The organism is Acinetobacter piscicola (assembly GCF_002233755.1).
Taxonomy (GTDB): domain Bacteria; phylum Pseudomonadota; class Gammaproteobacteria; order Pseudomonadales; family Moraxellaceae; genus Acinetobacter; species Acinetobacter piscicola.
Map to the genome: position 1 here is coordinate 157,687 of NZ_NIFO01000001.1, position 12,828 is coordinate 170,514.

A 12,828-nucleotide genomic window follows, 5' to 3' on the forward strand; every position below is an offset into this window, starting at 1 on the left:
ATTCTGTTGTTTTCATTTCTCTATTTATGCAGTCTTTTGTGTAGAATTTCAATGTTTTTAGGATTCATTTGAACATAAATTCACATAAACATAACGAAACTTTTGCTTGCTGAAATTAACAGAAAAATATTTGTATAATTTATTGAAAATAAAAAATAATCTTTAAAATGTTGTTTTTATCATATCAATCAAATTATGTATTTATATACTATTTTAGTCCTTAAAGAAGTGGGTAATATTCTCATAAATATGATACTTAAGTTAAATCATGCTGCATTGTTAGGAAAAGCACGCTTGTTTGACCAACTTAAAACTCAATTTAATCATTGGGTTATTTTATATTCAATCATATTGAGTCGTTGATGTGTATATCAGTATGAGTTTGTTGAAGCTCCTCTCTGAAAAGAGAAAAACTTCAACGTATTGATCGAATGATAGGCTTTAACCAACTTCATCACTAAGTTGCATGGCTTCAGTTAGCGCTTCATGTAAACGTGCTACAGAAATAATTTGAACACCTGCAATGGGTTTTTGTGGTGCATTGCCTCTAGGCACAATAATGTATTTAAAACCATGTTTAATGGCTTCTTTCAAGCGTTCTTGACCATTTGGCACAGGACGTATCTCACCAGATAATCCTACTTCTCCAAAAACGGCCAACTGTTGTGGTAGGGCTTTGGATCTCAAACTGGAAGCGCATGCTAAAAGGACTGCTAAATCTGAACCTGTTTCAGTAATTTTCAAACCACCGACTACATTCACATAGACATCTTGTCCCGAAGTTTGTACGCCACCATGACGATGCATTACCGCTAATAGCATGTTTAAACGGTTTTGTTCTAAACCCAGTGCAACTCGACGAGGTTGTCCATGTGCATCATCAACCAGAGCCTGTACTTCTACTAATAAAGGTCGTGTACCTTCACGACTGATCATGACTACTGAACCGGGAATTGCTTCATCATAACGACTTAGGAAAATAGCAGAAGGGTTGGCAACTTCTTTGAGCCCTTTATCGGTCATGCCAAAGACACCAAGTTCATTCACAGCACCAAAACGGTTTTTAACTGCTCGAATCATGCGGTAACGTGAGTCAGATTGTCCTTCAAAATAAAGTACACAATCCACCATATGTTCAAGTACACGTGGCCCAGCGAGTGAGCCTTCTTTAGTGACATGGCCGACAAGGAATAATGCTGTACCGCTATTTTTAGCGAAACGAGTGAGTAAGGCTGCAGATTCACGAATTTGTGATACGCCACCCGGTGCAGATTGTAAGGTTTCTGTATAAAGTGTTTGGATTGAATCTAGTATGGCAACAGCAGGGCGAAGTTGTGCAAGGGTATCGCAAATACGTTCAACACATGTTTCTGCCATGACTTGAAGTTTGTCTGTTGGTAAGTCTAGGCGATTGGCTCGTAGCGCAACTTGAGAAAGTGATTCTTCACCAGTGACATATAAGGCAGAGCTATTGGCAGCAGCCATATGCGTTGCTGTTTGTAATAGAATCGTTGATTTACCAATCCCCGGATCACCACCAATCAAAACCACTGAACCTGTAACGAGTCCGCCACCAAGAACACGATCGAACTCACCAATACCTGTGGCTAGGCGTGTTTCGTTTGAAACGGTGATTTGGTTGAGCGTTGTAACATTGGCCGCTTGTCCTGCATAACCGCCTCCCATGGCTTTGGCACGATGAGCGACCACTGGTTCAATGCGGACTTCCGTTAAACTATTCCATGCACCACAGTCTGAACATTGACCTGACCATTTAGGATGATCTGTTCCACATTGTTCACAACGATAAACAGTTTTAACTTTGCCCATTCTTAGTGCGTTCAACTTTTAAAATAGTGTGCTGAATGTATCAATAGCGACATTGAAATACAATTTTTTACCTTACATCTCGCCAAAATCAATTTTGGCACGTAATATGCAATTTGAAGGAACGGTAAAAAATAAGAAAGGTAAAGGGTTGTTGTTGTGATTATTTAATGAGCTAAAAGGTTAGAAAACCTAGTTATTTTTAAGTATTCATTGAAAAAAGCTTTTTTATTTTTTTTGTTTTGGCTACTTTTACACAACTAAATCTGAGAGAAGAATATAACAATGTCAAATGAAAAACTGAGTTCTTCTGCGGGAACAGGTGAGCTAGCAAGAAGTTTATCAAATCGCCATCTTCAATTGATTGCAATTGGTGGTGCAATTGGTACAGGATTATTCATGGGTTCAGGGAAGACGATTAGTCTTGCAGGGCCTTCCATTTTATTTATTTACATGATCATTGGTTTGATGGTGTTTTTCGTCATGCGCGCGCTTGGCGAATTATTACTTTCAAATTTGCAATACAAGTCATTTATTGATTTTTCAACGGATTTAATCGGTCCATGGGCGGGTTATTTTGTCGGATGGACGTATTGGCTATGCTGGATTACGATCGGTATTGCTGATCTATCAGCCATTATTTATTACTTACAGTTCTTTAATAATGGTGTGCCCTTTACCCCAACTGAAGGTGCAATGATTAGTGTTGCGGCTATTTTCTTCATCATGGGGCTGAATTTAGTTACTGTAAAATTATTTGGTGAGCTAGAGTTTTGGTTTGCATTGATCAAAATTATTGCCATTGTGGTACTCATTTTGGTCGGTTTATGGATGATTTTTACTGGCTTTACTTCAACGACAGGTCAAGTTGCATCATTTACCCACTTGTGGGACAACGGAGGCATGTTCCCTAAAGGTCTCAGTGGCTTTTTAGCTGGTTTTCAAATTGCGATCTTTGCTTTTGTTGGTGTTGAACTTGTAGGTACAACTGCGGCAGAAACCAAAGACCCTGAGAAAAACTTACCGAAAGCAGTTAACTCGATTCCAATTCGTATCATTTTCTTCTATGTGTTGGCATTGGTGATTGTAATGTCAGTAACGCCTTGGAATACGATTGACCCTAAAGTGAGTCCATTTGTGAATTTGTTCAGCCAAGCAGGTATTGCAGCTGCGGCGATTATCATGAACTTAGTGGTCTTATCTTCAGTGATGTCGTCAATGAACAGTGGTGTGTTTTCTACTAGCCGTATGTTGTTTGGTTTATCTCGTGAAGACCAAGGCCCGAAAGCATTTGGTTTGTTAAATAGACGTGCAGTTCCAGCGAATGCGCTTTATTTCTCGGGCATATGTTTGCTTGGTGGTGCAGCACTCCAGTATTTTGTACCCAATACTGTTGAAGCCTTTACGCTTGCAACGACACTTTCAACTATTTTGTTTATTCTCGTTTGGTTGATTATTTTGTGGAGTTATTTGGTGTACTACAAAACACGTCCAGAACTACATGCAAAATCAACCTTTAAGTTACCGGGTGGGCCAATCACTTGCTATATCGTGATTGTATTCTTCATTGGAACAATTGGTATTCTTGCTTTAGAGCCTGATACGCTTAAGTCTTTGATGGTGAGTCCAATTTGGTTAATTATCCTTGCAATTGGTTACTTTTGTTTTTATAAGAAAAAACAGTAATTAGCTATTTCAAAGATTCTCATAAGAAAACGTCAGTGATCCACTGGCGTTTTTTTTATTATCAATCTAAGCTTTACGGCTTGATACTTTGGTTTTTGGTCAATGTTTTATAATCAATAATCAAGGTATACTGACGAAAATTTTGGAAATAGGTGAGCAGATGCGTTTAGTTATTTGTAGCATCGGTTTAGTTTTAGGTAGTGCAGTATTGGTCGGTTGTGGTCAATCAGGTGAATTGCAGTTAGCGAATAGTCCTGATTATGACAAACGTGCGAAATATTTGTTGTACTCGAAAGAGGAAAGCAAAGGTGTTCAAACTGAGCAAAAAGTGAAAGCTCAATTGGATGTAGCAGATCAATCTGTACCTGCATCTCAAGCGAATTCAAACTAAACCCAATTAAACTTTCATTGAAAGGATACATTCATGAGTTTTTCCCGCATTGATGGGGTATTGCATGCAGAGCAATGTTCTTTAGAGCAACTCGCACAGCAATATGGCACACCACTTTATGTCTATTCAAAAGCGACATTTGAAAAACATTATTTAGATATGGATAAGGCATTTAGCTTTATCGATCATCAAATTTGTTTTGCGGTGAAGTCAAACTCAAATCTTGCAGTATTGAATGTATTGGCAAAATTGGGTTCAGGTTTTGATATTGTGACAGGTGGTGAACTTGCTCGTGTACTTGCAGCAGGTGGTGAGCCGTCAAAAATTGTATTCTCTGGTTTGGGTAAGCAAGAAGCAGATATTCAAAAAGCATTGGAAGTGGGTATTGCTTGCTTCAATGTTGAATCACATGCTGAATTAGATCGTATTCAAAAAGTTGCAGCGCAGCTCGGTAAAAAAGCACCAATTTCTTTACGTGTAAATCCCGATGTCGATGCAAAAACGCATCCTTATATTTCAACGGGTTTAAAAGAAAACAAGTTTGGTATTCCATCAGATTCTGTGTTTGAAACGTATCAGTACGCTGCATCGTTACCAAATTTAGATGTGGTGGGAATTGATTGTCATATTGGTTCACAACTGACTGAAACACAGCCTTTTGTTGATGCACTTGATCGTGTCATTAGTATGATTGAGCAATTAAAAGCACTCGGTATCAACCTACAACACATCGATATTGGTGGTGGTTTAGGTGTGACTTATAAAGATGAAGTTCCCCCAACTGTTGAAGAATATGCCAATTCAATGCGCCCTGCTTTGGAAAAATTGGGTCTTAAAGTGTATATGGAACCAGGTCGTAGTATTTCTGCAAATGCAGGCGCATTGCTGGCGAAGGTCGATTTTTTGAAACCAACAACGCATCGTAACTTTGCGCTAATTGACGCTGCGATGAATGATTTGATTCGTCCTGCGCTTTATGAAGCGTGGATGGATATTCAAGAAGTGACTTTGCGTACAGATGTTGAAAAGCAAACTTGGGATTTGGTTGGACCTATTTGTGAGTCTGCTGATTTCTTGGGTAAAGAACGTGAACTTGCGATTCAGGAAAATGATTATCTTGCTGTCTTGGGTGCAGGGGCGTATGGTTTCGTGATGAGTTCGAATTACAATACCCGTGGTCGTGCTGCAGAAGTCATGGTCGATGCTGATCAGTCGCACTTGATCCGTGAACGAGAAACGATTGAATCGCTTTGGAAAAATGAACGTTTATTGCCTTAAGGAGTAATTTTAGATGTTATTAGAATTTACCAAAATGCATGGTTTGGGTAATGATTTTATGGTCGTTGACCTGATTAGCCAACGTGCTTTTTTTGATGCAATGACTATTCGTCGTTTGGCAGACCGTCACTTTGGTATTGGTTTTGATCAGCTCTTGATTGTCGAAGCACCTGATTTTCCAAATGTAGATTTTAAATACCGTATTTTCAATGCTGATGGTTCTGAAGTTGAGCAATGTGGCAATGGGGTACGGTGTTTTGCACAATTTGTACATGCTCGTCAGTTGACCAATAAAAAGCGTTTTAAAGTTCAAACCAGTGCAGGGATCGTAGAGCCTGAATTGGGCGAAAATGGTTGGGTTCGGGTCAATATGGGTTATCCTAAATTTTTACCTAATGAAATTCCGTTTATTGCAGATGAACCAGAGGCTTTGTATGACATTGCTTTGGCGGATCATCAGCAATTAACAATTGATGTGGTGAATATGGGCAATCCGCATGCTGTGACGATTGTTACAGATGTTTTGACCGCAGATGTGGCGAACATTGGCCCGCAAGTTGAATCTCATGAACGTTTCCCGCAGCGTGTCAATGCTGGCTTTATGCAAATTATTGATGAAAAACATGCCCGTCTACGTGTATTTGAACGTGGCGTAGGGGAAACCATGGCTTGTGGTACAGGCGCATGTGCAGCAGCAGTTTCTGGAATACGCCGTGGTTTGCTTGCAGATCAGGTTGAAATAGAGTTGGCTGGTGGTAAGTTGCAAATTGAATGGAAAGAGGGCGATGTCGTATGGATGACAGGCCCTACAGCGACAGTTTATGAAGGTCGTTTAGATTTGCGTTATTTCCAAAGTTGATCGTTATTGTTCTGTTTATAGAGCATCAGAAAGCCCTGAATTGATTTCAGGGTTTTTTTATGTGTAGTGATAGAAAAGTGCGACAGATTTTAATGGTTTAAAGAGCTTAAATGAATTTATTGTGTTTGAGAGACTGTTAAATGCTATATTTCCACAGATAAGCCGTTAGGTTTTTATATTCCATTGTTGATTGTCTATTCTAATCATTGATCATTAAAACGAGGGCTTTATGCAGTATGGCGCAATGCAATTGCTCTCCATGTGGATTAAAGATCGTAAAATTCAAAATCAATCTGAGCATACTTTAGATGCTTATTTTCGTGATGTGTCTAATTTTATTGATTTTTGTTATAAGAAAAAACTTGAATTAAAACAAATCGAAACTTCAGACTTAAGAGAATATATTGCGTATCGCGTGGAAAAAGATCAACTGAGTTCTACCAGTTTGCAACGTCATTTGACCTCAATTCGCCAATTCATGAAGTGGGCTGAGCAAGGGAAGTATTTAGAAATCAATCCTGCTGACGACTTTCAATTGAAAAGACAACCTCGACCCTTGCCTGGCATGATTGATATTGAAACAGTTAATCAAATTATGGATCAGTCTGAGCCTGAAAAGCCGATAGAAAAACAATTATGGTTACGAGATAAAGCTATTCTCGAATTGCTCTATTCAAGTGGTTTGCGTTTGGCAGAAATTCAAGGATTAACGATTCGTGATATTGATTTTAATCGGCATTTATTGCGGATCACGGGTAAAGGGAACAAAACAAGAATTGTTCCTTTTGGCTCTAAAGCCAGAGATAGCTTAATTGAATGGTTGAAAATTTATCGGATTTGGCAAGGGGAGTTTAGTCCACAATCATATGTATTTATTACTCAGCGGGGGAATAATATTACACCTCGCCAAATTGAAAATCGTGTGAAATTTCAAGCCTTACGTGCAGGTGTGAATGTAGACTTACATCCTCATCTACTTAGACATTGCTTTGCCAGTCATATGCTGTCAAATAGTGGTGATTTACGAGCAGTTCAAGAAATGCTTGGTCATAGCAATCTAAGTACCACGCAGATTTATACGCATATTGATTTTGATCGCCTTGCTCAGGTCTATGATCAAGCGCATCCAAGGGCGAATAAGATCAAAAATACTTAAAATATTCAATTTTGATGAAATTGTGTGATTGAAATGTTTTACACAGAAGTTCAATTTGGACACAATTCCAAAAGAAAAAAACCCAAAGGCTAATTGTTTTTAACGAAGCTCTGTTGTATATCTAATTTCGCATGAATAAAAATGCTTTCTATCGACCCAATTTTGTAAAATTTTAGGCTTTCCAATGATCTCGGAACTTGAACAAAAATATCAGCAACTCACTGAAGCTCAAAAAGAAATTTTCAAGGGTTATGGCTTGCGGCAAGTTAAACACTTTGTAGAATTTAGCTTACCGAAAATTGAGGCAACATTACCTGAGCAAGGAAAAGTACTGGGTATTAATGCTGAAGGTAAAGTACAGGCAGTGAATACTGAAACTCAAGAAGTGTATTTGTGGATTTCAGATCAACAATGGCAAGCTGCAAAAAATGCTTCGAATCGTGTCGATTTAAAAGAAGACTTTCTTGAAGTTTGGAAAATTTTTGATTTAGAAAATCAAGATCTAATTGAACTCAGCCATGTTCATCGCGACTTTTTAGACACCAAGCTTAGCTAAAGATATTCATTAAATTTTTCGAGTGAATCGATAAATAAAGCTCGAAAAGCTTATAACTTTGTTGTGTAGACAGTAAATAACCTGAGTTCGAGATAAGATATATTCCCAAATATATGATACGCAGAAACGTCAGTCGCATTGTTCGAGGCATGAGGAATATATTCCGCAAGATCTGTAATATACTGTTTTTGCGATATATTAGGTACTAGATAGTATCTGTCGAGTTCGCGACTGATAAATGGTTTTGCCCTTGCGTGGCAGTGCCACTCATCCCGAAAGAAAAGTAGGCAAAACCGAAGGTTAATCCTTGCATTTAGCTTTAAATGGTAAGACTCCGCTGCACCTGATCAATTTTTTCAATAACTTACATCAGAATTTACCCCGAACTGGCGTTAAATACTTTATTCAAAAGCATTTACTGTTTGAAAATAAGTTTGTTGAGTCATTCGATAAAGCACATGGCAAGCCAATGGGTGCGTCGCTTCGACTTTTGGATGATTAAATTCTGAAATTGATTGCATGTTTAAGCGTTGCATGACTTTTTGCGAAGGGACATTTAATTTCGCCGTAAATGATACAACGTCTTCAAGGTCTAACTGTTCAAAAGCAAATTTTAAACAGACTTTGGCTGCTTCGGTTGCATAACCTTGATGCCAATATTGTTGTGCTAATCTCCAACCAATTTCTACACAGGGCGAAAATTCAAACTGAGTAGGTTGGCTCTGTAATCCTACAAAACCAATAAATTGGTGGTTTTCTTTTAATTCTACCGCCCAAAAGCCCCAGCCATTTTCTGCAATTAGAGTCTGAAATTTATTTGCCAATTCATCACTTTCTCGTTGTGATAAAACGCAAGGGAAGTATCGCATCACGTCAACATCTGAATTTAAAGCATAAAATTCCTGAAAATCAGTATCTTTCCACTGTCTCAAAATTAATCTTGGCGTTTCAAGTTGAATCGGTGGATGAAACTTTTTCATCATATTATTCCAATGAGCCTTTTAATTAGTCTATCTGGGTCTTCAAGTTATAAATCTTCAAGAGGAAGCTGAAAACTTTGTTTAATAATTTGACTTGGTACATCTGTTTTAACACTGGTAATGCCATTCTTCTTAGTCAAATGCGTAGACTGAAATTTACGATAACTTTCCAAATCAGGAACAACGACTTTTAACATCGCATCGCATTCACCCAAAATAATATAGCATTCCATTACTTGAGGAAGTTCTTTCATCGCCTCAATAAATAGATCAATGGTTTCAGCATCTTGCCCCAACAGCCAAATCCGTGAAAATAAAATCAGCTGGAAGCCAATTTTCTGAGGATCAACAACAGTGGTGTAGTTTTGAATAACGTTGGCTTCCTCCAATAACCTGACTCGTCTTAAACAAGAAGAAGGCGATAGTCCGATTTCACGGGCTAAATCGTTGTTTTGAATTCGACCATTGGCTTGCAAAGCACGAATGATATTTTTATCAATACGATCTAGCTTTATTAGAATAGTCTTTGATGAAATTTTCATAAATTAGAATTTAATTCGAAAAATAATAAATATTATAGAACATTTGCAATCCTATTTTAACTGTTTTGAAAGATACTATTTTCTTCCCTAAAACAGTACAGAGAAGGAAAGGAAAATGTCTGTATTTGCACTTTTTGCCTTAACGGTATTGCCGTTAATTTTCACACCAGGACCAGATATGTTATTTATCCTGTCACAAGTGATGGGTAAAGATGCGAAAGCAGGTATGATGGCAACAATCGGTATTTGTTCAGGATATTTAGTGCATTCAATCTTGGTTGCACTTGGGATTGCTGCAATTATTGTTTCTTTTCCTGTCTTATTTGAAACGATTCGTTATCTTGGAATTGCGTATTTATTATATTTAGCATTCCATTTGATTAAGTCAGTATTTTATCCAAATCAAGTGAAGATCGAAAAGAAAGTTTCAGCGCAACCGATTCGGAAAGGTTTTTTAACAGCTTTGTTAAATCCAAAAGGTATGCTGATTTATTTTGCAATTCTTCCGCAGTTTATCAATAAATCAGGGAATACAGTTGCTCAAGGCTTAGCCTTATCTTTGATCTTTATTGGTTTAATTTTTGTGATCTATTGTTGTTTGAGTTTGGTTTTTGCCAAAATTTCTCAAAAAACTGGGATAGATGAACGTAAGCAAAAATGGATTGATGCAGGTTCTGGCTCTCTTTTAGCTTTGGCAGCGACTTGGTTGGTCATTAACTAGTACTGAAACTGGTCTTAAAATTAGTATGATTTATAAGTGATATCAATAACTTTTGAATAGGTTCAGTTAGCATAAGGCAAAACTTATGCTGACTTTTCATTATTTAGACTTAAATGAATGCTAAAAATAGTTAAAGTTACAATTTTTATTGATGTAAAAAATTAAATTTTCATGCCAATCTATCTTAAATGACAAATTTAAGTAAAAAAATACAAATCCAAGATGAAAACTATTTCATCGTTGTAATCTTTGCTTAATTATCGAAAATGTAGCTTTAAGAAGTTATTTTATTAAAAAAATATTCAAAATCAATACTTAAAATTTGTCTAAATATAATCTGAAATTAAAGCGCAGCATTGTTACATTTTTTTTATGAACTGCCCGTTCAACGATTTTTACGCTTTTTTACAGCTCTTTGTTGAATTGTGACTTGACCGAAATGCCAATCACATTGCAAGATAGGGCACCTAAAAATTTTAAATGAAGAGTTATTATAACTTTTCTCAACATTTATTTTGCTAAAACAGCCGAGGATTACATGAAGGCTCTTGTTGCTGTAAAACGTGTGGTTGATGCCAACGTTAAAGTTCGTGTTAAACCGGACAATAGTGGGGTTGACCTTACTAACGTTAAAATGTCAATTAACCCATTTGATGAAATCGCTGTTGAAGAAGCGGTTCGTTTAAAAGAAAAGGGAACAGTTTCAGAAATCGTTGTCGTTTCTATTGGTGCTAAAGAAGCTCAAGAGCAAATTCGTTCTGCGATGGCGCTTGGTGCAGACCGCGGTATTTTAGTTGAAGCTGATGACAGCCAACTTGGTGCTTTAGAAATTGCAAAAATCCTTAAAGGTGTAGTTGAACAAGAACAACCACAACTTGTACTTTTAGGTAAGCAAGCGATTGATGATGACTCTAACCAAGTCGGTCAGATGCTTGGTGCTTTGCTTGGTGCAGGTCAAGGTACTTTCGCTTCTGTTGTTGCAGTAAATGGCGATAAAGTACAAGTTACTCGTGAAGTTGATGGCGGTTTACAAACTGTTGAGCTTAACACTCCAGCAATCATTACGACTGACTTACGTTTGAATGAGCCACGTTATGCTGCGCTTCCAAACATTATGAAAGCACGTAAAAAACCACTTGATACGAAAACTCCTGCAGATTTTGGTGTTACAGCAACTTCTAAACTTAAAACAGTTAAAGTTGAACCACCTGCAGAGCGTAAAGCTGGTGTACAAGTGAAGTCAGTAGACGAGCTTGTTGAAAAACTTAAAAATGAAGCGAAAGTGATCTAATACAGAAGGATAAAATCATGAGTATTTTAGTTATCGCTGAGCACGACAATAAGACACTTAACGGTGCAACTTTAAACGTTGTTGCTGCAGCTCAAAAAATCGGTGGTGATATCACTGTATTGGTTGCAGGTTCTGGTGCTCAAGCAGTTGCAGATGCTGCTGCAAAAGTTGCTGGTGTAAGCAAAGTATTACTTGCTGATGATGCTGCTTATGCAAATCAATTGGCTGAAAACGTTGCTAAATTAGTTGCAGATCTTGGTAAAGGTTATACACATATCCTTGCTGCTTCTACAACGACTGGTAAGAACATTCTTCCACGTGCTGCTGCACTTTTAGACGTAAGCATGATTACTGACATCATTGCTGTTGAAGGTCCTAAAACTTTCAAACGTCCTATTTATGCTGGTAACGCAATTGCTACAGTTCAATCTGACGAAGCAATCGTTGTTGCAACTGTACGTGGTACTGCATTTGATCCAGTTGCTGCTGAAGGTGGCTCTGCTGCGGTTGAAGCTGTTGCTTCTACAGGTGACACAGGTATTTCTAAGTTCGTTTCTGAAGAAATCGTGAAATCTGAACGTCCAGAATTAACAGCTGCTAGCATTGTAGTATCTGGTGGTCGTGGTGTAGGTTCTGGTGAGAACTATCATAAAGTACTTGATCCACTTGCTGATAAGCTTGGTGCTGCTCAAGGCGCTTCACGTGCTGCGGTTGATGCTGGCTTCGTTCCAAATGATATGCAAGTTGGTCAAACTGGTAAAATCGTTGCACCTGACCTATACATCGCTGTAGGTATTTCTGGTGCGATTCAGCACTTGGCTGGTATGAAAGATTCTAAAGTGATCGTAGCGATCAACAAAGATGAAGAAGCGCCAATCAATGCTGTTGCTGACTACTGGTTAGTTGGTGATTTGAATACTGTTGTTCCAGAATTAGTTTCTAAGCTTTAATTCTCGAATTAAGTTTCAGAAAACGCTCCGAAAGGGGCGTTTTTTTATATCTATAGAAAATAATAGACATGATGAATCAATCTAGAAAATAATTCTCAAATTATTGCTGCCGTTATAAGCTAGCTGTACTCTATGGATTCATGGAAGGGGACGTTGAATGTCAGATGATGCAGAAGAACCCGAAAAAGGAAATAACCAGCCAATAGCTGCTACAGAAGATCCTTTATTTTATCGAGTTTGTTTTTTTATCACAGCGGGCTACGCTTTTATTGTTTCAGCATTATTCCTTTTGCTATGTCATATCAAAGATGAAGGTACGTTCTTTAATGTATTGGGATGGTTGATCACTTTCGTTATTACATATCTTACTTTTAAACTATTTGATACTGCATTTGCACGAGAGGATAGGCTTCTTCAAAGTGCAAATTTTTGGTCAAAGAAAATTGATGAAGGTGGTGATGGTGGAGCGGAAATTTTAGCAAGTATTTTTTATTTTATATTCCTTTTGTTGACGCTAGTGTTAGCGCATGCTTTAACTATTTGTCTTCGCTATATTTTTCCTCAAAAAAGTAAATAAATTGAAATACGACT

At 37.7% G+C, this 12,828-nt stretch carries 13 protein-coding genes; 10 read left to right on the forward strand and 3 right to left on the reverse strand.

All coding sequences use genetic code 11. The features are described 5' to 3' along the window. Positions 1–441 precede the first annotated feature (441 nt). Positions 442–1,830 (reverse strand): DNA repair protein RadA, encoded by a 1,389-nt coding sequence (gene radA, locus CDA10_RS05625; RefSeq protein WP_089604537.1) that lies wholly within the window; start codon positions 1,828–1,830, stop codon positions 442–444. Between the two features lie 282 nt (positions 1,831–2,112). On the opposite strand from radA, the gene CDA10_RS05630 reads away from it, so the two are divergent. The 6 genes from CDA10_RS05630 (at position 2,113) to CDA10_RS05655 (ending at position 7,753) form a co-directional block, all read left to right on the forward strand. Then, the gene (locus CDA10_RS05630; protein ID WP_089604539.1) at positions 2,113–3,513 is read left to right on the forward strand and encodes an amino acid permease; all 1,401 of its coding nucleotides are present in this window, start codon (positions 2,113–2,115) and stop codon (positions 3,511–3,513) included. A gap of 160 nt (positions 3,514–3,673) precedes the next feature. Next, on the forward strand, positions 3,674–3,904 hold the full coding sequence (locus CDA10_RS05635) for a hypothetical protein (protein ID WP_089604542.1): 231 nt from the start codon (positions 3,674–3,676) through the stop codon (positions 3,902–3,904). Between the two features lie 33 nt (positions 3,905–3,937). Further along, positions 3,938–5,182, forward strand: a complete 1,245-nt coding sequence (gene lysA, locus CDA10_RS05640) for a diaminopimelate decarboxylase (RefSeq protein ID WP_089604544.1) — start codon at positions 3,938–3,940, stop codon at positions 5,180–5,182. Between the two features lie 13 nt (positions 5,183–5,195). Continuing rightward, entirely contained in the window at positions 5,196–6,041 is an 846-nt protein-coding gene (dapF, locus tag CDA10_RS05645; RefSeq protein WP_089604546.1) for a diaminopimelate epimerase, read from the forward strand. Between the two features lie 259 nt (positions 6,042–6,300). Next, positions 6,301–7,197, forward strand: a complete 897-nt coding sequence (gene xerA, locus CDA10_RS05650) for a site-specific tyrosine recombinase/integron integrase (protein ID WP_167374956.1) — start codon at positions 6,301–6,303, stop codon at positions 7,195–7,197. A gap of 184 nt (positions 7,198–7,381) precedes the next feature. Then, positions 7,382–7,753, forward strand: a complete 372-nt coding sequence (locus CDA10_RS05655; protein ID WP_089604549.1) for a hypothetical protein — start codon at positions 7,382–7,384, stop codon at positions 7,751–7,753. A 401-nt stretch (positions 7,754–8,154) separates the two neighbouring features. On the opposite strand, the gene CDA10_RS05660 is transcribed toward CDA10_RS05655, so the two are convergent. Then, positions 8,155–8,733: a GNAT family N-acetyltransferase gene (locus CDA10_RS05660; protein ID WP_089604550.1), complete on the reverse strand. Its 579-nt coding sequence runs from the start codon at positions 8,731–8,733 to the stop codon at positions 8,155–8,157. Between the two features lie 47 nt (positions 8,734–8,780). Further along, a complete protein-coding gene (locus CDA10_RS05665; RefSeq protein WP_010114644.1) occupies positions 8,781–9,275 on the reverse strand; it encodes an Lrp/AsnC family transcriptional regulator in 495 nt (164 codons plus the stop codon). 115 nt (positions 9,276–9,390) lie between these two features. Here CDA10_RS05665 and CDA10_RS05670 point away from each other — a divergent pair, with 115 nt between their 5' ends. The 4 genes from CDA10_RS05670 (at position 9,391) to CDA10_RS05685 (ending at position 12,814) form a co-directional block, all read left to right on the forward strand. Then, positions 9,391–9,996, forward strand: coding sequence for a LysE family translocator (locus CDA10_RS05670; protein ID WP_089604552.1), 606 nt, complete (start codon positions 9,391–9,393; stop codon positions 9,994–9,996). A 538-nt stretch (positions 9,997–10,534) separates the two neighbouring features. Continuing rightward, the gene (locus CDA10_RS05675; RefSeq protein WP_089604554.1) at positions 10,535–11,287 is read left to right on the forward strand and encodes an electron transfer flavoprotein subunit beta/FixA family protein; all 753 of its coding nucleotides are present in this window, start codon (positions 10,535–10,537) and stop codon (positions 11,285–11,287) included. 17 nt (positions 11,288–11,304) lie between these two features. After that, complete coding sequence (locus CDA10_RS05680; RefSeq protein ID WP_089604556.1) at positions 11,305–12,237, forward strand: FAD-binding protein; 933 nt, start codon at positions 11,305–11,307, stop codon at positions 12,235–12,237. Positions 12,238–12,394: 157 nt separating this feature from the next. Next, a complete protein-coding gene (locus CDA10_RS05685; protein ID WP_089604558.1) occupies positions 12,395–12,814 on the forward strand; it encodes a hypothetical protein in 420 nt (139 codons plus the stop codon). Positions 12,815–12,828: the final 14 nt, after the last annotated feature.

Coding starts and splice junctions, on each gene's coding strand:
- radA (WP_089604537.1), bottom strand. CDS start 1,830: ATGGGCAAAGTTAAAACTGTTTATCGTTGTGAACAATGTGGAACAGAT.
- CDA10_RS05630 (WP_089604539.1), top strand. CDS start 2,113: ATGTCAAATGAAAAACTGAGTTCTTCTGCGGGAACAGGTGAGCTAGCA.
- CDA10_RS05635 (WP_089604542.1), top strand. CDS start 3,674: ATGCGTTTAGTTATTTGTAGCATCGGTTTAGTTTTAGGTAGTGCAGTA.
- lysA (WP_089604544.1), top strand. CDS start 3,938: ATGAGTTTTTCCCGCATTGATGGGGTATTGCATGCAGAGCAATGTTCT.
- dapF (WP_089604546.1), top strand. CDS start 5,196: ATGTTATTAGAATTTACCAAAATGCATGGTTTGGGTAATGATTTTATG.
- xerA (WP_167374956.1), top strand. CDS start 6,301: ATGTGGATTAAAGATCGTAAAATTCAAAATCAATCTGAGCATACTTTA.
- CDA10_RS05655 (WP_089604549.1), top strand. CDS start 7,382: ATGATCTCGGAACTTGAACAAAAATATCAGCAACTCACTGAAGCTCAA.
- CDA10_RS05660 (WP_089604550.1), bottom strand. CDS start 8,733: ATGAAAAAGTTTCATCCACCGATTCAACTTGAAACGCCAAGATTAATT.
- CDA10_RS05665 (WP_010114644.1), bottom strand. CDS start 9,275: ATGAAAATTTCATCAAAGACTATTCTAATAAAGCTAGATCGTATTGAT.
- CDA10_RS05670 (WP_089604552.1), top strand. CDS start 9,391: ATGTCTGTATTTGCACTTTTTGCCTTAACGGTATTGCCGTTAATTTTC.
- CDA10_RS05675 (WP_089604554.1), top strand. CDS start 10,535: ATGAAGGCTCTTGTTGCTGTAAAACGTGTGGTTGATGCCAACGTTAAA.
- CDA10_RS05680 (WP_089604556.1), top strand. CDS start 11,305: ATGAGTATTTTAGTTATCGCTGAGCACGACAATAAGACACTTAACGGT.
- CDA10_RS05685 (WP_089604558.1), top strand. CDS start 12,395: ATGTCAGATGATGCAGAAGAACCCGAAAAAGGAAATAACCAGCCAATA.